Source organism: Asanoa hainanensis (assembly GCF_900188485.1).
GTDB lineage: Bacteria > Actinomycetota > Actinomycetes > Mycobacteriales > Micromonosporaceae > Asanoa > Asanoa hainanensis.
The window spans coordinates 40,955-60,372 of sequence record NZ_FZPH01000018.1 but is presented as its reverse complement, the minus strand read 5'-3'; the positions used below and the strand labels follow the sequence as shown (position 1 = coordinate 60,372).

21 protein-coding genes are annotated in these 19,418 nt (G+C 71.4%); 9 read left to right on the top strand and 12 right to left on the bottom strand.

Annotated elements, in window-relative coordinates:
- Positions 1-7: 7 nt before the first annotated feature.
- Genes CHC05_RS33260 through rimP form a run of 3 tightly spaced genes read right to left on the bottom strand, consistent with a single transcriptional unit; the run spans position 8 to position 1,997 of the window.
- Entirely contained in the window at positions 8-355 is a 348-nt protein-coding gene (locus CHC05_RS33260; protein ID WP_089254601.1) for a YlxR family protein, read from the bottom strand.
- 11 nt (positions 356-366) lie between these two features.
- Positions 367-1,404, bottom strand: coding sequence for a transcription termination factor NusA (gene nusA, locus CHC05_RS33255; RefSeq protein ID WP_089254600.1), 1,038 nt, complete (start codon positions 1,402-1,404; stop codon positions 367-369).
- A complete protein-coding gene (gene rimP, locus CHC05_RS33250) occupies positions 1,401-1,997 on the bottom strand; it encodes a ribosome maturation factor RimP (RefSeq protein ID WP_089254599.1) in 597 nt (198 codons plus the stop codon). The genes nusA and rimP overlap by 4 nt, the downstream gene beginning before the upstream one ends.
- A gap of 191 nt (positions 1,998-2,188) precedes the next feature.
- Here rimP and CHC05_RS33245 point away from each other — a divergent pair, with 191 nt between their 5' ends.
- From CHC05_RS33245 to CHC05_RS33215, 7 genes are all read left to right on the top strand, one after another.
- Positions 2,189-2,647, top strand: coding sequence for a hypothetical protein (locus CHC05_RS33245; protein ID WP_245871347.1), 459 nt, complete (start codon positions 2,189-2,191; stop codon positions 2,645-2,647).
- A complete protein-coding gene (locus CHC05_RS33240) occupies positions 2,644-3,063 on the top strand; it encodes a ferritin-like domain-containing protein (protein ID WP_089254597.1) in 420 nt (139 codons plus the stop codon). Before CHC05_RS33245 ends, CHC05_RS33240 begins: the two co-directional genes overlap by 4 nt.
- A gap of 43 nt (positions 3,064-3,106) precedes the next feature.
- Positions 3,107-3,697 (top strand): PadR family transcriptional regulator, encoded by a 591-nt coding sequence (locus CHC05_RS33235; protein WP_089254596.1) that lies wholly within the window; start codon positions 3,107-3,109, stop codon positions 3,695-3,697.
- Positions 3,694-4,407 (top strand): ABC transporter ATP-binding protein, encoded by a 714-nt coding sequence (locus tag CHC05_RS33230; RefSeq protein WP_089254595.1) that lies wholly within the window; start codon positions 3,694-3,696, stop codon positions 4,405-4,407. The genes CHC05_RS33235 and CHC05_RS33230 overlap by 4 nt, the downstream gene beginning before the upstream one ends.
- Positions 4,404-7,121 carry an FtsX-like permease family protein gene (locus CHC05_RS33225; RefSeq protein ID WP_089254594.1) on the top strand — a complete coding sequence of 906 codons (2,718 nt, stop codon included), beginning with the start codon at positions 4,404-4,406 and terminating at the stop codon, positions 7,119-7,121. The genes CHC05_RS33230 and CHC05_RS33225 overlap by 4 nt, the downstream gene beginning before the upstream one ends.
- Positions 7,122-7,153: 32 nt before the next feature.
- Positions 7,154-7,618: a nitroreductase family deazaflavin-dependent oxidoreductase gene (locus CHC05_RS33220; protein WP_089254593.1), complete on the top strand. Its 465-nt coding sequence runs from the start codon at positions 7,154-7,156 to the stop codon at positions 7,616-7,618.
- A gap of 130 nt (positions 7,619-7,748) precedes the next feature.
- Positions 7,749-8,465 (top strand): nucleotidyltransferase domain-containing protein, encoded by a 717-nt coding sequence (locus CHC05_RS33215; protein WP_245871346.1) that lies wholly within the window; start codon positions 7,749-7,751, stop codon positions 8,463-8,465.
- Positions 8,466-8,606: 141 nt separating this feature from the next.
- Here CHC05_RS33215 and CHC05_RS33210 read toward each other — a convergent pair whose 3' ends face one another.
- Positions 8,607-8,912, bottom strand: coding sequence for an STAS domain-containing protein (locus tag CHC05_RS33210; RefSeq protein ID WP_089254591.1), 306 nt, complete (start codon positions 8,910-8,912; stop codon positions 8,607-8,609).
- A 66-nt stretch (positions 8,913-8,978) separates the two neighbouring features.
- Between CHC05_RS33210 and map the strand changes: the two genes are divergently transcribed.
- Complete coding sequence (map, locus tag CHC05_RS33205) at positions 8,979-9,836, top strand: type I methionyl aminopeptidase (protein WP_089254590.1); 858 nt, start codon at positions 8,979-8,981, stop codon at positions 9,834-9,836.
- Between the two features lie 83 nt (positions 9,837-9,919).
- Positions 9,920-10,546 (top strand): VIT1/CCC1 transporter family protein, encoded by a 627-nt coding sequence (locus CHC05_RS33200; RefSeq protein ID WP_089254679.1) that lies wholly within the window; start codon positions 9,920-9,922, stop codon positions 10,544-10,546.
- Here CHC05_RS33200 and CHC05_RS33195 read toward each other — a convergent pair.
- From CHC05_RS33195 to CHC05_RS33160, 8 genes are all read right to left on the bottom strand, one after another.
- The gene (locus CHC05_RS33195; RefSeq protein WP_089254589.1) at positions 10,507-11,109 is read right to left on the bottom strand and encodes a pyridoxamine 5'-phosphate oxidase family protein; all 603 of its coding nucleotides are present in this window, start codon (positions 11,107-11,109) and stop codon (positions 10,507-10,509) included. The genes CHC05_RS33200 and CHC05_RS33195 overlap by 40 nt on opposite strands.
- A gap of 44 nt (positions 11,110-11,153) precedes the next feature.
- A complete protein-coding gene (locus CHC05_RS33190; RefSeq protein WP_089254588.1) occupies positions 11,154-11,849 on the bottom strand; it encodes a gamma-glutamyl-gamma-aminobutyrate hydrolase family protein in 696 nt (231 codons plus the stop codon).
- A 230-nt stretch (positions 11,850-12,079) separates the two neighbouring features.
- Positions 12,080-12,790, bottom strand: coding sequence for a gamma-glutamyl-gamma-aminobutyrate hydrolase family protein (locus tag CHC05_RS33185; RefSeq protein ID WP_089254587.1), 711 nt, complete (start codon positions 12,788-12,790; stop codon positions 12,080-12,082).
- Between the two features lie 60 nt (positions 12,791-12,850).
- A complete protein-coding gene (locus CHC05_RS33180; protein WP_089254586.1) occupies positions 12,851-13,615 on the bottom strand; it encodes a 3-oxoacyl-ACP reductase in 765 nt (254 codons plus the stop codon).
- Between the two features lie 8 nt (positions 13,616-13,623).
- A complete protein-coding gene (locus CHC05_RS33175) occupies positions 13,624-14,979 on the bottom strand; it encodes an aldehyde dehydrogenase family protein (RefSeq protein WP_089254585.1) in 1,356 nt (451 codons plus the stop codon).
- Positions 14,980-14,999: 20 nt separating this feature from the next.
- A complete protein-coding gene (locus CHC05_RS33170; protein ID WP_089254584.1) occupies positions 15,000-16,367 on the bottom strand; it encodes a glutamine synthetase family protein in 1,368 nt (455 codons plus the stop codon).
- 55 nt (positions 16,368-16,422) lie between these two features.
- Positions 16,423-17,286, bottom strand: coding sequence for a FadR/GntR family transcriptional regulator (locus CHC05_RS41030; protein ID WP_218824769.1), 864 nt, complete (start codon positions 17,284-17,286; stop codon positions 16,423-16,425).
- Between the two features lie 536 nt (positions 17,287-17,822).
- The gene (locus tag CHC05_RS33160; RefSeq protein ID WP_089254583.1) at positions 17,823-19,397 is read right to left on the bottom strand and encodes an amino acid permease; all 1,575 of its coding nucleotides are present in this window, start codon (positions 19,395-19,397) and stop codon (positions 17,823-17,825) included.
- Positions 19,398-19,418 lie beyond the last annotated feature (21 nt).

The window sequence follows — 19,418 nt, the reverse complement described above, 5'->3', positions numbered from 1 at the left end:
TGGGACTTCATCGTGTGCTCATGTCGGTCGTCCTACCTTGCTGCTGCGACACCCGCCCAGTCGGATGATCGGGCGTGATGGTTGACGCGTGGATGTGCTCGGCCAGCTCGCCGGTGTCTGCGACACCAACTTTACGTAGCGCCCGCCCGAAGGCACGGCGTTTGCACGCTAGCGCGAGGCAAGCCGGCTCGGGGTGCAGGTGCGCGCCCCTCCCCGGCAGTCTGCGATCCGGATCCGGCCTGAGTCGGTAATGATCACCGTCGCCGACCGCCACGAACCGCAGGAGCTCGTTGGCTGGCGCACGATGCCGGCAACCCACGCAGGTGCGCTCCGGCCGCGCACGTCGAGCCGTCATTCAGTCTACCCCTAAGCCCCCGCGGGCGCTCCGCCCGGCTCTGGCGCGTGATCCACACCGCGCTCGGCGGCCGCCGGCTCGCTGTCGGACCGGATGTCGATCCGCCAGCCGGTCAGCCGGGCCGCGAGCCGGGCGTTCTGCCCTTCCCGCCCGATCGCGAGGGAGAGCTGGTAGTCGGGCACGGTCACCCGCGCGGTGCGGGTGGCCAGGTCGACCACCTCGACCCGCAGCGCCTTGGCCGGGGACAACGCGTTGCCGACGAACTGGGCCGGGTCGTCCGACCAGTCGATGATGTCGATCTTCTCACCGTGCAGCTCGCTCATCACCGCGCGGACCCGCTGGCCCATGGGCCCGATGCAGGCGCCCTTGGCGTTGACGCCGGCCACCGCGGCGCGCACGGCGATCTTCGAGCGGTGCCCGGCCTCGCGGGCGATCGCGGAGATCTCCACGCTGCCGTCGGCGATCTCCGGCACCTCCAGGGCGAACAGCTTCTTCACCAGGTTGGGGTGCGACCGCGACAGGGTGATCTGCGGGCCGCGGAAGCCCTTGGCCACGTGCACGACGACGCAGCGGATGCGCTGGCCGTGCCCGTAGACCTCACCGGGAACCTGCTCCGACTGCGGCAGGACCGCCTCGAGCTTGCCCAGGTCGACGGTGACGATGCCCTTCTCGGTGCGCGCCTCGTGCGCCTGGATCACGCCGGTGACCAGGTCACCGTCGCGGCCCACGTACTCGCCGAAGTGCACCTCGTCGGTGGCCTCGCGCAGCCGCTGGAGGATGACCTGTTTGGCGGTCATCGCCGCGATTCGCCCGAAGTCGTGCGGAGTGTCGTCCCACTCCCGGGTCACCGTGCCGTCTTCGTCGACTTCCTGCGCGTACACGAGCGCGGCGCCGTTCTTGCGGTCGATCTCCACCCGGGCGTGCGGTTCGGCGCCCTCGGTGTGCCGGTAGGCGGTCAACAGTGCGGTCTCGATCGCCGCGAGGATGGTCTCGAACGGGATCTCCCGCTCGCGCTCCAGTGCGCGCAGCGCCGCGAGGTCTATGTTCACCTCTCCTCGTCCTCCAATCCGTCCTCGTCGTCGTCGTCGAACTCCGCGAGGTCGTCATCGGCGACCTCTTCGGCCCGACTGAACTCGACCTGGACCCGACCGGGGCCAAGGTCGCCGTGCGCGATCGCTGTGTGCTCGCCGGCCACGTCCAACATGACACCGGCGTCGTCGACGCCGACCACGCGACCGGTGATCGGGCCGACCTTCACGAGCCGGCCGATGTTGCGCCGCCAGTGCCGGGGCAGGGTCAGCGGCCGGTCGACACCGGGCGAGCTGACCTCGAGCTGGTATTCGCCGGCCACGAGCTCGTCGCCGTCCTCCTCGGCGGCGTCCAGGGCCGCGGAGACCGCCCGGGACACGTCGGCGACCGCGTCGAGGTCGAGGCCGCCGTCGCGGTCGACCACCACGCGCACCACGAACCGGCGGCCGGCCCGCGAGATGTTCAGGTCTTCCAGGTCGTAACCGGCCTTCTCCACCACCGGCTCGACCACGGAACGCAGTCGGGCCCGGCGGGCGGCCAGGTCACCGCGGGGTGCGGCCGGCCGTGGGCCGGGCGCGGGGCGCCCGCCGGCGGCTCGGCTTCGCTGTGCCATCGGGGCCACCCTTCATGTCGGTCGGCGCCCATGCCCATGACGCTGAGCCACCGGACCCACGTCCGGTGGCTGGGCAGAGCCTAACGCGCTCCGCCACGGGCCAGCCGGGCGGCGCACCGAACCCCACGAGCGGGCGGGCCATGGTGTTGACTGACGTGGTGCCCGGTGGTGACGAAAAAGACAAAACCCCCTTGCGCGTACGACGCCGCGCCGTGCTCGCGTTCGGCGCCGCCCTCACGGTGGGTGCCGCCGGCGGTTGCGGGCTGCTCGACCGGGAACCCGACGAGCCACCGCCGCCGGACCCCCTGCTCCCCCTGGCCGACGACGCGGTCCGGCTGGCCGCGTTGCACCGGTCGGCCGCGGCCGAGCTTCCCGAGCGCGCGGCGGCGCTGACCGCGATCGCGGAGGCGCACGAGGCGCACGCCAGGGAGCTGGCCCGGATCATGGCCACCCCGGCGCCGAGCCCGGCCGCGTCCGGCTCCGCCGGCACCCCTGCGACCGCCGAGGAGCGGATCGAGTCGCTGCGGGTGGCCGAGAAGGCGGCGTACGAGGCCGCGGTGCAGGCCTGCCTGCGCACCCCGAACCACCGCGCGGCCCTGGTCGGCTCGATCGCCGCCGCCCGCGCCACCCACCTGGAGGCGCTCAAGTGACCGGGGAGCTCACCGCGGCGCTGTCCGCCGAATACGCGGCGATCTTCGCGTACGGGCCGATCGGGGTCCAGTTGACCGGGGCCGAGCAGGCGGCCGCCCGAGCCGCCGAGGCCGCTCACCGCACCCTGCGCGACGCGCTGGTGGTCAGCCTGACGGGCAGCGGCCTGCCGCCCGCCGCGGCTGCCTACCGCCTGCCGGAGCCGGTCGTCGACCGCGCGGCCGCGCTGCGGGTGGCGATCTCCGTCGAGGAGAAGACGGCGGCGGTCTGGCGGGCCGCCCTGTCGGCCACCGTCGACGCCCAGCGTCGCCAGGCCCTCGAAGCGCTCACCGGCTGCGCCGTCCGGGCCACCCGGTGGCGCCGGTTCGCCAAGATCGACCCGATCACCGTCGCCTTCCCTGGGAAGGCACCGGCTTAGCCCGATTTGCCAGCCGCATACTCCGTATGCATACTCAGTAGCCATGTCCATCAGACACGGCCTCCTCGCGCTGCTCGAGCGTGGCCCCATGTACGGCTACCAGCTCCGGGCCGCCTTCGAGGAGTCGACCGGCGCCACCTGGCCACTCAACATCGGGCAGGTCTACACGACCCTGTCCCGCCTGGAGCGCGACGGCCTGGTGCGTCCGCTGCCCGAGAACGACGGGGGGCAGCGGCCGTACGAGCTGACCGACCTCGGCCGCGCCGAGATCACGGTCTGGTTCGTGACGCCGATCAGCCGCACCGACCGGCCCCGCGACGAGCTCGCCATCAAGCTGGCGCTCGCGCTGACCACGCCCGGCGTCGACGTGCGCGCGGTGGTGCAGACCCAGCGGACGGCGACCATCCAGACCCTCCAGGAGCTGACCCGCCTCAAGTCGCGGTCCGACGAGCCCGGCGACCTGTCCTGGCGGCTGATCCTCGACGCGATGGTCTTCCAGGCCGAGTCCGAGGTGCGCTGGCTCGACCACTGCGAGGCCAGCCTCGTCCGCTACCGGCCACCAGACCCGGCCGCACCCACCACCGCCGCGCCGGAGGGCGCCGACACCGACGACCGGACGGAGGCCAACCGGTGATCCTCGAACTGCGCGGTGTGCACCGCACCCACGGCACCGGCGAGACCGCCGTGCACGCCCTGCGCGGCGTCGACCTCGGCGTCGCGCCCGGCGAGCTCGTGGCCGTCATGGGCCCGTCCGGCTCCGGCAAGTCCACCCTGCTCAACCTGGCCGGCGGGCTCGACTCGCCCAGCCAGGGCGCGGTGCTGGTCGAGGGCGAGGTGCTGGGCGACCTCAACCGCAAGCAGCTGGCCCGGATGCGCCGCCGGCACGTCGGCTACGTCTTCCAGGACCTCAACCTGCTGGCCAGCCTGACCGCGGTCGAGAACGCGGCGCTGCCGCTGGAGCTCGACGGCATGTCCGTCCGCAAGGCCCGCAAGCTGGCCGAAGCCGCGTTGGACGAGGTCGGCCTGGCCGACCTGGCCAAGCGCTTCCCCGACGAGATGTCCGGCGGGCAGCAGCAGCGGGTCGCGATCGCGCGGGCGCTGGTCGGCGAACGGCGGCTGGTGCTCGCCGACGAGCCGACCGGCGCGCTCGACTCGGCCACCGGTGAGGCCGTCCTGCGGCTGCTGCGCAACCGGGTCGACGCGGGCTCGGCCGGCGTCCTGGTGACCCACGAGGCCCGGCACGCCGCCTGGGCCGACCGCGTCGTCTTCCTCCGCGACGGCGTCGTGGTCGACACCACGAGCCCGGTCGGCGAGCCCGAGCAGTTGCTCGAGGCCAAGGCATGAGCATTTGGCGCACGTCGTTGCGGATCGCGGTTCGCGAGGCGCGGCGGGCCAAGGGGCGCACCGCGATGGTGCTCGTCCTGATCAGCCTTCCGGTGCTTGGCCTGGCGTTCGCGGCGGTCACCTACGACATGTTCGACCTGCGCCCGTCCGAGAAGATCGACCGGCAGATCGGCGCGGCGGACGCGAAGATCCAGTGGTACGACCACACGGCGATCAGGCAGAACCTCTCGGGCGACAGCTGGACCAACGAGGTCGAGAACGCCGGACCGGGCAAGCCGTTCCAGCCGACCGAGCGGGAGGTGCTCGCCCAGCTTCCGCCCGGCAGCACCGTCGCTCCGCTGAGCAGCGCCTGGCTGGAGATGCGCACCGCCGCCGGCATCGGCAGCCTCGAGGTGGTCGGCATCGACGCCGCCAGCCCGCTGGCCAAGGGCATCGTCACCGTCCTCGACGGCCGGGCGCCGAAGGCCGGCAACGAGGTGGCGCTGAGCCGCCAGTCGATGGACCGGATGGGCACGCACATCGGTGGCACCGTGCAGGACGCCGCCCGCACCACGACGTACTCGGTCGTCGGCCTGGTCGAGTCGCCCAGCAACCTGGGCGAGCTGATGGTCACCCCGCCGGACACCGAGCAGGTCTCCGGCTGGCTGGTCGACACGCCCGGCCCTGTGTTGTGGTCGGACGTGCGACAGCTCAACGCCCAGGGCATCGTGGTCGAGTCGCGGTCGGTCAACCTCGACCCGCCGGCCAACCCCGAGGGCGTGCTGCCCGACAGCGGCGGCGGTGGCCGCGCGGAAGGACTGCAGATCGCCGCCGTCATCGGTGGCCTCGGCCTCTTCGAGGTGGTGCTGCTGGCCGGTCCGGCGTTCGCGATCGGCGCCCGGCGGCGCCGCCGCGAGCTCGCGCTCGTCTCGGCCAACGGCGGCACCCCGGCGCACCTGCGCCGGATCGTGCTGGCCGACGGCGTCGTGCTCGGCCTCGCCGGTGCGGTGTTCGGCATCGTCCTCGGGTCCGCCGCCGCGGTGGTCGCCCGGCCGCTGGTCGAGGTGTACGTGGCCGGCGAGCGGGCCGGCGGCTACCGGTTCTACCCGGTCGCCCTCGCCCTGGTGGCCGCCCTCGCGCTGGTCACGGGAGTCCTGGCCGCGCTGGTACCGGCGGTCTCCGCGGCCCGGCAGGACGTGGTCGCCGCGCTGACCGGCCGGCGGGGCGCACTGCGCTCCCGGCGCCGCTGGGTGGTCCTCGGCGTCCTGCTCGTCGTGTTCGGTGGCCTCGTGGCCGTCGCCGGCGCGCTGACCGGGCGGGCCGTGGGCATCCTCGGCGGCCTCGTGCTGGCCGAGCTCGGCCTGGTGCTGATCACCCCGGCGCTGGTCGGTGTGATCGCGTCGCTGGGCCGGTCCCTGCCGCTCGGGCCGCGGATCGCCCTGCGCGACACCGCCCGGAACCGCGCCGCCGCCGCGCCGGCGATCTCCGCGGTGATGGCCGCGGTGGCCAGCTGCGTCGCCCTCGGCACGTTCCTGGCCAGCGACAACGACCGGCAGGTCGACCAGTACCGGACCGGCCTGCCGCTCGGTTACGCCGCCATCCAGCTCGCCGACGCCGACAAGGGCGTGCCGACGACGGACCGGGTCACGGCCGCCGTGTCGCCGAGCCTGGCGGTCACCGGCGTGCAGCAGGTCGACGGGATCACCTGCCCGACGAAGGGCGGCGAGAGCCAGTGGTGTTACGTGGCGGCCAAGATGCCCGCCGAGCTGGCCTGCCCGTTCAGCACCACCGCCGGAGAGCTTCCCCCTGAGCAGCAGAAGCAGGCGCTGGCCGACCCGCGCTGCGCGTCCGCCCGCTATCAGTTCGGCAACTCGCCGTTCAACGCGGTGGTCGGCACGGGAGCGAACATGGCAGCGCTGTCGGCACCCTCGGCGGAGGACCTCCGGGCGGCGGCCACGGTGCTCGCCGCCGGCGGTGCCGTGGTCAGCGATCCCCACCTGCTCACGGACGGCAAGCTCACCCTGGAGGTACGCGGCGACGACGGCTCGGGCGACGGCACTGAGAAGGTGCTCCGGTCGGCGACCGTCGCGGGCTACGCGCTGCGCACCGGTGTCGAGGCGGCCCAGGGCCCACCGGCGATCGGCATGGTGCAGCGCACCTACCTGTCGCCCGGCGCGGTCGCGGCGCTCGGCCTGAGCACCGTGCCCGAAGGGTTCGTGGTGTCCACCGCGAAGGTGCCCGACCAGAGCGCGCAGGACAAGCTGGCGGCCGCGGTCGCCGAGCTGCCCGGCCAGGGCTACGCCGTGGTCGAGACGGGCGCGCCGACGGGAGTGCCGCTGGAGGCGCTGGTGCTCGCCGCCGCCGCGATCATCGTGGCGCTCGGCGCGACCTTCGTGGCGACCGGCCTGACCGCCGCCGACGGCCGGGCCGACCTGTCGACCCTGGCCGCGATCGGTGCGGCGCCGAGTGTGCGCCGGGTGCTGACGCTCAGCCAGGCCGGCGTGATCGCGGGGCTGGGCTCGCTGCTCGGCACGGCGGCCGGGCTCGGCACGGGCTGGGCGATCCTGGCCGCGTACAACCGGCAGTTCACCGGTCGCTGGCCGCAGGAGCTCCCGTACCCGTTCGCGGTGCCCGGTGTCGTCCTGCTCCTGCTGGTGTCGATCCCGGTGATCGCGATGCTCGGCACCGGCCTGGTCACCCGGGCCCGGCTGCCGATCGAGCGCCGGGCGGATTGATCGAGGGGCGTCCTTAGCCGCAGAATGCGTCGATGTCACTCTTTCGGGCGACGGCCCGGCGCCTCGGACCCACCCGGTTCCTCTACCGGGTGGGTCCGGTGCTCGTGCCGCTGGACCGGATCGTCAGCCGGCTCACCCGCGGTCGCGTGGTGGCCCTCGGCCTGATCCCGTCGGCGCTGATCACCACCCGCGGGCGACGCAGCGGACAGCTCCGCGACAACCCGCTGCTCTGCCTGCCCGACGGCGACGGCTTCGTCGTGATCGGCTCCAACTGGGGCCGGCCGGGGCAGCCGGCGTGGGCGCTCAACCTGCTCGCCGACCCGGCCGCGACGCTGACCATGGGCGGCGCGGCGGTGCCGGTCAAGGCTCGCCTGCTCGACGGCGACGAGCGTGCGCGGGCGTGGGCGCTGCTCGTCGCGGCCTGGCCCGGCTACGTGACCTACCAGACCCGGGCGCCGGGGCGGCGGATGCACGTCTTCCGGCTGGAGCCGGTCTGACCCGGACGGTGTCCCGGCATCGTGCCATCGAACCGGCGGGTACGAGCGTCGTGGCGGGAGCGCGCCCACTCTGATGGGCATGACGGTCATCCATTGGATCGGCCCGACCTGAGGCGACACAATGGCGCCCGTGGCCGATGAGCCGAACCCGTACCTCGCGAACCCCCGTTGGGTGGTGGCCGAGCTCGTCGCCGACGCGGCCCGCCGGCGCCACCCGGCCGACATTCTCGCGATCGGCGTGCACGGCTCACTCGCGCACGGCGACGACACCGACACCAGCGACGTCGACCTGGTCGTGGTCACCTACCGGCGGGGCGCGGGCCCGCAGCCGGTCACCCGGAGGGTCGACGGCGTCCTGGTCGACCTCGGCGTGGTCGGCGCGGAGGAGTACCTGCGGCACGCCCGCACGTTGAGCACCTCGTGGCCGTTGGCCGCCGACCGCTACGTGACCACGAAGCCGATCCACGACCCGGACGCCTGGCTGGAAAAACTCCGCGACGTCCACCTCGGCCGGTTGGCCGAGGCCCGCACCGCCGAATTCACGGCCCTGGCCCGCGAGGCGTGGTGCCGCGGCGCCAGCGCCCACGCTCGCGCGACCCGCCTGGCGGCCTGGTACGAAACCGACACGGCCCTCCTGATGCTGGCCGAGGCCCGCCTGGCCGCCGCCACTGTGGTCGGACTACTGACCCGGACCTACTTCCGCAACGGCGCCGACGCGGTCCGCCGCACGGGCGTGGCTTCAGCCGACCTGTCGGAGCTGGGCACCATCCTGCGCGACCAAGCCAAAGACCTGGCCGACCGCGGCCGTCCCGTTGACGGCACGGTCAGCGATCTTTTCGACCGTTGATCTTCGGCTTCCCACCGCGGACCTGGCAGGGCCGGGCCCCCAGGGCCCGGCCCGGTCTCCGGCGGGAGCAACGGTCGCGCCCACGACGAACCCGGGAACCGATCCAGACCTTGATCTTGATCCTGATTTGGTGAATTTCGCCTATTCGGCGGACAGCCATCCTTGATCGCCAAGCCCGGCGATATCGAGCACCCGCCTGACTCGCCGGGAGGGGATCACCGCGAGATGTGGGATGCGATCAGTGAGACGCACGAGAGCTTGAATTGCGGCTGAGTCGAAAAAGGTCACGGCACGGAGATCCAGGGTGACGTGCTCGGCCGATTCTCGGGTCGCGGCCTGGAACATCTGGTCCGCGGTGGCCATGTCGACCTCGCCGGTCACGACCACGCGGCGGTGGTCGGCGTCACCCTCGCTGGTGGCGGAGAAGACCGTCTCCTCTTGATCCACGGCACAACCTTGGCACACCCCTCAGGCCCCGGCAAGCAACCCCTCGGCGTCGTTAATGTATGAAGCATGTCCGACCGTGCTCCGCTGTCTCCCGGCAAGATCTCGCCGTGGCGCCAGGTGCCGCCTTCGATCGCCCGTCCTGAATACGTCGGCAAGAAGGCACCCACGCCCTGGCGCGGCTCCGACGTGCAGACGCCGGAGACGATCGAGAAGATGCGGGTCGCCTCGCGGCTGGCCGCGCAGGCCACCCAGCTCGCCGGTGAGCACTGCAAGCCGGGGGTGACCACCGACGAGATCGACAAGGTGGTGCACGAGTTCCTGGTCGACCACGGCGCCTACCCGTCGACGCTGGGTTACAAGGGCTTCCCGAAGTCCTGCTGCACCAGCCTCAACGAGGTCGTCTGCCACGGCATCCCGGACACCACCGTGCTGGAGGACGGCGACATCATCAACGTCGACGTCACCGCGTTCATCGGCGGCGTGCACGGCGACACCGACGCGACCTTCCTGGTCGGCGACGTGGCCGAGGAGAACAGGCTGCTGGTCGAGCGCACGCACGAGGCGATGATGCGCGGGATCAGGGCGGTCGCGCCGGGCCGGCAGATCAACGTGATCGGCCGGGTCATCGAGTCGTACGCGAAACGGTTCGGCTACGGCGTCGTCCGCGACTTCACCGGGCACGGCATCGGCGAGGCGTTCCACAGCGGCCTGTACGTGCCGCACTACGACAGCCCTCGGCCGACCGACGTGATGGAGCCGGGCATGACGTTCACGATCGAACCGATGATCACATTGGGTACGTACGAGTACGACATGTGGAGCGACGGCTGGACCGTCGTTACGAAGGACCGGAAGTGGACCGCACAGTTCGAGCACACGATCGTGGTGACCGAGGACGGTCACGAGATCCTGACCCTTCCGTGACCGCGCTGGACCCAGAGCTACCAGCTCCGCACCACCACGCCGACGTCTCCGGCGGCCGCCTACGACCGGCCGTGTTCGGCGCGATGGACGGCCTGGTCACCAACATCGCCCTGATCGCCGGCGTCGGCGGTGGCGGGGTGAGCTCGCACACCCTGGTCCTCACCGGCGTGGCGGGCCTGGTCGCGGGGGCGATCTCGATGGGCCTGGGCGAGTACACGAGCGTGCGCAGCCAGAACGAGCAGGTCGGCGCCGAGGTGGCCAAGGAGCGGCTGGAGCTCGAGCGGCACCCCGAGCAGGAGGCCGAGGAACTGGCCGACGCCTGGGTCCGCCGCGGGCTGCCCCGGGAGCTGGCCACCCAGGTCGCGCACGCGCTGCGCGACAACCCTCGCGAGGCGCTGCGGGTACACGTGCAGGAGGAGATGGGCGTCGACGCCGAGGACCACCCGTCTCCGTGGGCGGCGGCGATCCTCTCGTTCGTGTTCTTCTCGATCGGTGCGGTCATCCCGCTGCTGCCGTACCTGCTCGGCCTGTCCAACCTCTGGGTCGCGCTGGGCGCCGGCGGTGCCGGGCTCTTCCTGGCCGGTGCGCTGGTCGGGCGGTTCACCCAGCGTCCGTGGTGGAGCGGCGGCCTCCGCCAGCTCGTGCTGGGCGGGCTGGCGGCCGCGGCGACCTACGGCATCGGCACGCTGATCGGCGTATCGGCTTCCTGACCGGGACCGTCGACCTCGAAGCCGGGTAGCCCGTCGATGCTGGTGGCGTTCTTGGCGCGCCGGTAGTCGGCCAGCGCCGCCTCGTCCTTCCGCTCCGCCCAGCGCAGCAGCAGGTCGCGGTCGCCCTGGTAGCTCATGAACGGCACCGAGTAGCCGCACGAGTCGCTGACGCGGGTCACCTCGACCGTGATCACACCCCGCAGCCCGTGCAGGTCAGGGGCGTCCGGGAAGTCGGCGAGCAGGCGGTCGAGCTCCGGGCTGCCGATCGGGGTGTGGGTGCCCCGCCCGTGCAGCCGGACGATGTTGGGCGGACCCTCGAACGCGCAGAACATGATCGTGATGCGGCCGTTCTGCCGCAGGTGGGCGAGCGTCTCCGCACCGCTGCCGTGGAAGTCGAGGTAGGCCACCCGATGCTCGCCGAGCACCACGAACGTGCCGGCCATGCCCTTGGGCGACAGGTTGACGTGGCCCTCGTCGCCCGACGGGGCGGTCGCCACGAAGAACATGTGCTGGGCCTCGACGAACTCCCGCAGCCGACCGTCGATCTTCTCGTGCAGCTTCATGCTTCCGATGGTGCCACCGGCCCGCGCGGGGCCCGAAACCGATTTCAGCTGCTGGAACCCGCGTTGACCAGGGCCGCGAAGAGCCGGTGGTCGGTGGTGTCCTCCGGATGCCACTGCACGCCGATCGCGAACCGCAGCGCCGGGTCCTCGACGACCTCGATCAGGTTGTCCTCGGGGCACCAGCCGGTCGCCGTCAGCTTCCCGGGGTCGGCCACGCCCTGGTGGTGGAACGAGTTGACCTCGACCGACTCGCCGAGCAGGCCGCGCGCCAGCGACCCGGGCGCCAGGTCGACCCGGTGGAAGCCGAACCGCGGCCCGGACACCGGCCGGTGGTTGTCGTGGCCGAGCACCTCGGGCAGGTGCTGGTGCAGCTTGCCACCGTAGGCGACCGTCATGAGCTGCATGCCGCGACAGATCGCCAGCGTCGGCAGGTCGGCCGCCAGCGCGGCGCGCAGCAACAGCATCTCCGCGGCGTCCCGCTCGGGCTTGACCTGGGTGGTCGGGTGCGCCGGCTCGCCGTAGAGCGCCGGGTCGACGTCGGACCCGCCCGTGAACACGATCCCGTCGAGACCGTCGAGGGCGTCGACATCGGGCGCGTCGGGGGTGATGAGGACCGCACGCCCTCCGCTGTTGTGCACCGCCTGGACGTAGGCCAGCGGCAGCACGGCGGCGAACGTGTCGTTGAGCCCGAACCTCGCCTCTTCGGCGTAGGTCGTCAGGCCGATCACAGGCCGAGACATCAGCTCACTCTAGCGAAAAAACCGGTTCTTACGATCGCGAAAGGTCTGGTCGAGCGCCAAACCTCAGGGACAAAGATCGCGGTCCCGGGTCCGCGGTGGTCCGGACCGTCGCTCCCGCCGGAGAACGCTCCGCTTCGCTACGCTGCCAGGCTCGCGGCACACAACCGAAAGCAAGGGACCCTTGTTATCGCTTTTCGCATAACAAGGGTCCCTTGCAATCGCTGGCCTGGTCAGGCGGCTCGCGCCGCCGCGTCTACCAGGGACTCGAAGATGCGGCGTTCGCCTGCCTCTTCCGGGTGCCATTGGACGCCTAGGACGAAGGGCTTTGTTGGGTCTTCTACCGCTTCTACTACGCCGTCGTCTGCCCAGGCCGTTACCGTCAGGGAGCCTGGGTCGGCTACGCCCTGGTGGTGGTAGGTGTTGACCTCTACTCGGCCGTCGCCCTCCGGGCCGTCGCCGGCTACCTCGGCGGCCAGGGAGCCGGGCTCCAGGGTGATGCCGTGCCAGCCGTAGACGCCTGGACCGGGCCGGTGCTTGTCCGAGCCGACGACGTCCGGCAGGTGCTGGTGGAGCCGGCCGCCGCAGGTCACCGCGAGCAGTTGCATGCCGCGGCAGATGCCGAGCACCGGCAGGTCGGTGCGCAGGGCCGCCTGAAGCAGCAAGGATTCGCCCCGATCGCGGTCGGGGCGGCTGTCGGTGAGTGGGCCGGGCTCCTCCCCGTACAGGTCGGGCCCAAGATCCGCGCCCCCGGCAATGATCAGTGCGTCGAGGGCGCGGAGTACGTCCGCATCAGTGTCATCCGGGGGAAGTATCACCGCCCGCGCGCCGGCGGCGGTCACCGCATCGACGTAGGACTTTCTGATCAACGCCGCGTCCTGGTCGATCCACACACCCCAGGACGCCGGTTCTACATAGGACGTAATTCCGACGATTGGTCGCACGGTTGTTGAGAACCTCCTGTCTATACTCTGCTACCCGGCGACCAGATCGACAAACGATCGCTACAGGGGTGTGACGTATGCCCCTGTAATTCCGCCGTCGACGACGAATTGCGCCGCCGTCATGAACGACGCGTCGTCACTGGCGAGGAAGGCGACGGCTGCCGCGATCTCTTCCGGCGCACCGAACCGCCCCATCGGCACGTGCACCAGCCGTCGCGCCGCCCGCTCCGGATCCTTGGCGAACAGCTCCAGCAGCAGCGGCGTGGCGATCGGCCCAGGGCACAGCGCGTTGACCCGGATCCCCTCGCGAGCGAACTGGACGCCCAGCTCACGGGTCATCGCCAGGACTCCGCCCTTGCTGGCGGTATAGGCGATCTGCGAGGTTGCGGCGCCCATCAGGGCCACGAAGGACGCGGTGTTGATGATCGAACCCTTGCCCTGCCGGCGCATGTGCGGGATCGCGTACTTGCAGCAGAGGTAGACGCTGGTGGTATTGACCCGGATGACCCGCTCCCAGGCGTCGAGTCCGGTTTCCAGGATCGAGTCGTCGTCCGGCGGCGAGATTCCGGCGTTGTTGAAGGCGATGTCGACCCGCCCGTACCTTTGGGCGACGCCGTCGAACAGCTCGCGGACACCGTCCTCGTCGGACACGTCGCAGAGCACGAACTCCCCGCCCACCTCGTCGGCCGCCGCCTTGCCGGCCTCGGCGCCGACGTCGACGCAGACCACTTTGGCACCCTCGGCGGCGAACCGCCGGGCGGTGGCCAGGCCGATGCCGCTTCCGGCACCGGTGATCACGGCCACCCGGTCTTGGAGCCTGTTCATCGAACCTCTCAATCAGTCGCGAGGAAGACGTTTTTCACGTCGGTGAACGGCAGCAGCGCGTCGGGGCCGAGCTCCCGGCCGAGACCGGACTGCTTCATGCCGCCGAACGGGGTCGAATAGCGGACTGACGAGTTGGAGTTGACCGACAGGTTGCCGGTCTCGACACCACGGGCCACCCGGATCGCCCGGCCGGCGTCGCGGGTCCAGATCGAGCCGGACAGGCCGTACTCGGTGTCGTTGGCCAACCGGATCGCGTCGGCCTCGTCGTCGAACGGCAGCACCGAGACGACCGGGCCGAAGATCTCCTCGCGCCAGTGCCGGTCCGCGGGCGAGTCGGCCAGCAGTACCGTTGGCGCGTACCAGAATCCGGGGCCTTCCGGAGCGGTGCCGGTGAAGGCCACCCGGGCAGCGTCGTCCACATAGGATTTAACGGTGTCCCGCTGCGCGGCGGTGATCAGTGGGCCCATCTGCGCCGTCTCCAGCGCCGGGTCCTCCACGCGGAAGGCCCGCACCGCCGGCTCCAACAGCTCCAGGAATCGGTCGTACGCCTGGCGCTGCACGAGGATCCTCGACCGTGCGCAGCAGTCCTGCCCGGCGTTGTCGAAGACCGCGGCCGGCGCACCCGCCGCCGCCCTCTCCAGGTCGGCGTCGGCGAACACGATGTTGGCGCTCTTACCGCCCAGCTCCAGCGTCACCCGCTTGACCTGGTCGGCACAGCCCCGCATGATCCGCTTGCCGACGTCGGTCGAGCCGGTGAAGCAGACCTTGCGTACCGCCGGGTGGGTCACGAACCGCTCGCCGACCAGGGATCCGCGCCCCGGCACGACGGTGAACACGCCCTCCGGCAGCCCGGCCCTGGTCGCCAACTCGGCCAGCCGCAAGGCGGTCAGCGGCGTGACTTCGGCCGGCTTGAGCACGACGGTGTTGCCGGCCGCCAGCGCCGGCGCGAAACCCCAGCCGGCGATCGGCATCGGGAAGTTCCACGGCACGATGATGCCGACCACGCCGAGCGGCTCGTGGAAGGTGACGTCGAGCCCGCCGGCGACCGGGATCTGCCGGCCCATCAGCCGCTCGGGCGCGCCCGCGTAGTAGTCGAGCACGTCGCGGACGTTGCCGGCCTCCCAGCGGGCGTTGCCGATGGTGTGCCCGGAGTTGCGCACCTCGAGCTCGGCCAGCTCTTCGATGTGCGCGTCGACGGTCGCGGCGAACCGGCGCAGCAGCCGGGCCCGGTCGGCGGGCGCCATCGCCCGCCAGCGCGGGAACGCCGCGTGGGCGCGCTCGATGGCGGCGTCGGTGTCGTACAGGCTGCTCGCCGGCACGGTCTCGATCGCCAGCCCGGTGGCCGGGTTGACCAGGTCGGTCACGGTGTTCTCTCCCCTTTGGTCTACAGGCGCTCGAAGCCGCGGAACAGCTCCCAGTCGGTGACCGCCGCGTCGAAGGCGGCCAGCTCGATCCGGGCGCGGTTGGCGTAGTGGTCGACGACGTCGGCACCGAACGCGGCGCGGGCGGCGTCGGAGCCCTCCCAGAGCGCCGCCGCCTCGCGCAACGTGCTCGGGACCCGGGGTGACGTGTCGTCGCCGTACGCGTTGCCGGTGAACTCGGCCTCCAGGGGCAGCTCGTTCTCGATGCCGTGGATGGTGCCGGCGACGAGCGCGGCGATCGCGAGGTAGGGGTTGACGTCGGCGCCCGGCACCCGGTTCTCCACCCGCATGCCCTGGCCGTGCCCGACCACCCGCAGCGCGCAGGTGCGGTTGTCGCTGCCCCAGCGCAGGGCGGTCGGCGCGAACGATCCCGGCTGGTAGCGCTTGTAGGAGTTGATGTTCGGCGCGAACAGCACGCTGAACTCGCGCATCGTGGCCAGCAGCCCGGCCAGCGCGTGCTGCCCGGTCTTCGACAGATGGGCCGGGCCCTCCCCCAACATTGCCGACTGCCCGTCCGGCCCGCGCAGCGAGAAGTGGATGTGGCAGGAGTTGCCCTCCCGCTGGTTCGGCTTGGCCATGAAGGTGATCGACATGCCCTCCTGGGCGGCGATCTCCTTGGCGCCGTTCTTGTAGATGACGTGGTGGTCGGCGCAGGTCAGCGCGTCGGCGTAGCGGAACGCGATCTCGTGCTGGCCCAGGTTGCACTCGCCCTTGGCGCTCTCCGGCACGAGCCCGGCGCCGGCCATCTCGTTGCGGATCCGGCGCAGCAGCGGCTCGACCCGCGCGGTGCCGAGCATCGAGTAGTCGACGTTGTAGAGGTTGGCCGGGTTCAGGTCGCGGTAGCCCCGCTGCCAGGCGTCCTCGTACGAGTCCTTGTAGAGGACGAACTCGAGCTCGGTGCCGGCGTACGCGGTGAGCTCGTGGGCTCTGAGCTTCTCCAGTTGCCGCCGCAGGATCTGCCGGGGGCTCGCGGCGACGTCGCCGGAGCCGTCGAGCCAGGCCAGGTCGGCCAGGAGCAGGGCCGTGCCCGGCTGCCACGGCACGCGACGCAGGGTGCTCAGGTCGGGCACCATCGCGAAGTCGCCGTAGCCGCGGTCCCAGCTCGACATCGCGTAGCCGTCGACGGTGTTCATGTCGACGTCGACGGCCAGCAGGTAGTTGCACCCCTCGGCGCCGGCCTCGGTGACCTCGTCGAGGAAGAACCGGCCGTGGATGCGCTTGCCCTGGAGGCGGCCCTCCATGTCGGTGAGCGCGAGCGCGACGGTGTCTATCTCGCCACCGTCGACGGCGACGGCGAGCTCTTCGAGCGTGAACGCCGGTTCTCGGGTCATCCTCGCGCCTCCATCAGCTTTTTAAAGGTCTACTAGCAAACCAATACGGCGTCAATCATCCGAGCAAGCCGCGCAGCAGTTCGGCGGTCGCGTCGCAGTGCTCCTCCATCGTCGCCCGCGCGGCGGCCGCGTCCCCGGCAAGAATCGCGTCGACGACGCGGGTATGTTGCCGGTCCGAGTGGTCGAGGTTCTTCTTGATCACAGGAATCGCGACCAGCAGCCGGTCGAGAGCGAGCTGCACGTCCGCGACGGCGGCGGCCAGCGAGGGGCTCCCGCCGGCGGCCGCGATGGCCAGGTGCAGGCGGGAGTCCGCGACGCGCCGGGTGGTCGGGTCGCGGTCGCGGGAGGCGGCCAGACAGGCGACGAGCTGTTGCCGCTCGGGGGCGGTCAGGGTGCGGGTGGCGGCCAGCCCGGCCGCCCCGGGCTCGAGCACCCGCCGAAAATCGAGGGCGTCGTGCAGGCTGTCGCCCATCTGCCGGGCAAGCTCGGCGGCACCCTTCGCTTTCGGCGCGGCCTTCCGTCCCTTGTCGACCTCGCCGGTGACCGGCGCGACCACGAAGGTGCCACCGGTGCGCCCTCGTCGCGACTCGAGAAAGCCGGCCTCGCGCAGGGCCCGGATGGCTTCCCTGAGCGTGACCCGGCTGACCTGCAGCTGCTCGGCCAGATCCCGTTCGGCGGGGAGCCGGTCACCGGCCCCGACGAGCCCGAGCCGAATCGCCTGCGCCAACCGCGACACGGTGATCTCGAACGCGTTCCCACCGCGGACGGGCCGCCAGAGCGGCACCCCGGCAACCGCCGGCGCCGAATCCCCACGCCGCCTCGCGGCCCGGTCCGGTTGGGGCGCGAGCGGTTCGCCGTCGTTGGTCTCGGCTTGTGGGTCGGGATCGCGGGGACGGCGCTGCTTCACGATGGCGGGCACCGCCGCAGCGGACGCGGCCGACCTCCGTGCTGTTCGTGCGGACGGCCGGAGCGTGTCCGCTGCGGCGGATGCATCCGCCGCCGGCTTTCGCCCACGACGGGCAGACGATCGCCGCGGCTCCACGATCTCCGCAACCACCGCCCCCGTTGCGTCAGGGGATGCGGCGGGCCTCTGCCTGCGGTGGTTGGATGGCTGTTGCGGGTGCGTGGCGGTCGCGCGGTCCGCGGCTTTCCTGGATCGGGGGCCACCCGACTCCGCCACCGACGCCGCGTTCGCTGGCGGACGGGAGTCCGCCGCCAGTGCTGCCACGCTGTCCGCAGGAACGACCCGCTTGCGCGGGCCGGGCGAGGTCGCGGCGGGGTCCGGTGGGACGTCGGTGGGTCCGGGGGCGGCGGGCTGGGCGGGCTTGGCCGGGCGGGGTCGCCGGGGCGGTGGGCGGACCGCGTCGGTAGGCATTGCGCGTACCCCCAAATGGATGTGGCCTCTCCCCCGCGACCGGCGGCGTGCCGGTCGCGGAGGAGCCGAAGGCCCGAGGGTCAGGGCGTGGGCGTGCTGGCGCCGGACGTGTCCGGTTCGTCGACTGTACGGCGGGGGCCCGTGAACCACTTGCGGGCGGAGACCCGCCACCAGATCCAGACCGCCAGGAGCACACCACCGACCGCCAGCGGGGCGTAGTTGACCGCGCTCCAGGTGAAGTCGTCGCTGAACGGGACCGCGGCCGGGGTGAACGGCAGGATGAAGTAGATCGAGATCACCGCGATCTCGATGACCGCGATCCAGCCGAGCACCTTGTAGCGCTTGCCGAGCGTCCACGGACCCGGCCGGAACGCGTCGCCCAGGCGCAGGCGCAGCGCGATCGGGATGAGGAACGCCAGGTACAGGCCGATGACCGCGACCGAGACGACCGCGTAGAAGGCGACCGGGATGCCGTTGTACTGGTAGAGCGCCGGCAGCGTCAGCACGCCACCGGCGACGGTGCCGGCGACGATCGCGTACACGGGAGTGCCGTCGCGGTTGACCTTCGACCAGAGTCGCCAGCCCGGGACCGCGCGGTCACGGCTGAACGCGTACGTCATCCGCGACATCGACGTCACGCAGCTCATGCCGCAGAAGAACTGGCCGATGGTGGAGATGATGATGACGATCTTGAACATCACCGGGGTGAGCGCGGTCTCGAAGATGGCGCCCGAGAAGCCGCCTGCCTCGTTGATCGCGTCGACGTCCGTGGCCGCGAACAGGAACGCGAGCAGCAGGATCCAGCCACCGATCGCCGAGTAGAAGATCGACTGCCAGAGACCGCGGGCCGCGGCGTGCGAGGCGCCGCGGGTCTCCTCCGAGACGTGGGCGCAGGCGTCGAAACCGGTGATCGTGTACTGGGTCAGCAGGAACCCGAGCGGCAGGATGAAGAACCAGAACATCAGGCCGTTGTGGTCGCCGTCGCCGAAGCCCGAGTTGTTGAAGCGCTCGGTGAAGACGAACTGGAAGCTCTGGTGGTTGTCCGGAACGATGATCAGAATCAGGACGACCGCCGCCGCACCGGCGACGTGCCACCAGACCGAGACGTTCTGCAGGATGTCGATGATCGCGTGGCCCCAGATGTTGATGATGCCGTGCAGGGCCAGGATGATCACGAACAGCAGGAACGCCTGGTTGAGCGTCCCGGCCCAGCCGTCGAAGAGCGCCGACAGGGTCAGGTTGAGGAACGTCGCACAGCCGTAGTCGACCGACGCGGTGACCGCGATCAGGCCCACCAGGTTGAGCCAACCGGTGAACCAGCCGTGCACCGGCTTGCCCATCTTCGCGGCCCACCAGTAGATGCCGCCGGCGGTGGGATAGGCGGAGACCAGCTCGGACAAACAGAGGCCGATGATCAGGATGAAGATCGAGATCAGGGGCCAACCCCAGGAGATCGCGACTGGGCCGCCGTTGTTCCAGGCTTGGCCGAAGGTGGTGAAGCAGCCGGCCAGGATCGAGATGATGGAGAACGAGATGGCGAAGTTGGAGAATCCGCTCCACTTGCGCCGGAGTTCCTGCTTGTAGCCGAGCTCCGCGAGCCGCTGGGCATCTTCGTCCAATGGCTGCTCACCCGTTTCGGGCGACGTGGTCGTCACTGCGACACCTCCCTGAGGTGG

Coding starts and splice junctions, on each gene's coding strand:
- CHC05_RS33260 (WP_089254601.1), bottom strand. CDS start 355: ATGACGGCTCGACGTGCGCGGCCGGAGCGCACCTGCGTGGGTTGCCGG.
- rimP (WP_089254599.1), bottom strand. CDS start 1,997: ATGGCACAGCGAAGCCGAGCCGCCGGCGGGCGCCCCGCGCCCGGCCCA.
- CHC05_RS33235 (WP_089254596.1), top strand. CDS start 3,107: ATGTCCATCAGACACGGCCTCCTCGCGCTGCTCGAGCGTGGCCCCATG.
- CHC05_RS33225 (WP_089254594.1), top strand. CDS start 4,404: ATGAGCATTTGGCGCACGTCGTTGCGGATCGCGGTTCGCGAGGCGCGG.
- CHC05_RS33220 (WP_089254593.1), top strand. CDS start 7,154: ATGTCACTCTTTCGGGCGACGGCCCGGCGCCTCGGACCCACCCGGTTC.
- map (WP_089254590.1), top strand. CDS start 8,979: ATGTCCGACCGTGCTCCGCTGTCTCCCGGCAAGATCTCGCCGTGGCGC.
- CHC05_RS33200 (WP_089254679.1), top strand. CDS start 9,920: ATGGACGGCCTGGTCACCAACATCGCCCTGATCGCCGGCGTCGGCGGT.
- CHC05_RS33195 (WP_089254589.1), bottom strand. CDS start 11,109: ATGAAGCTGCACGAGAAGATCGACGGTCGGCTGCGGGAGTTCGTCGAG.
- CHC05_RS33190 (WP_089254588.1), bottom strand. CDS start 11,849: ATGTCTCGGCCTGTGATCGGCCTGACGACCTACGCCGAAGAGGCGAGG.
- CHC05_RS33180 (WP_089254586.1), bottom strand. CDS start 13,615: ATGAACAGGCTCCAAGACCGGGTGGCCGTGATCACCGGTGCCGGAAGC.
- CHC05_RS33170 (WP_089254584.1), bottom strand. CDS start 16,367: ATGACCCGAGAACCGGCGTTCACGCTCGAAGAGCTCGCCGTCGCCGTC.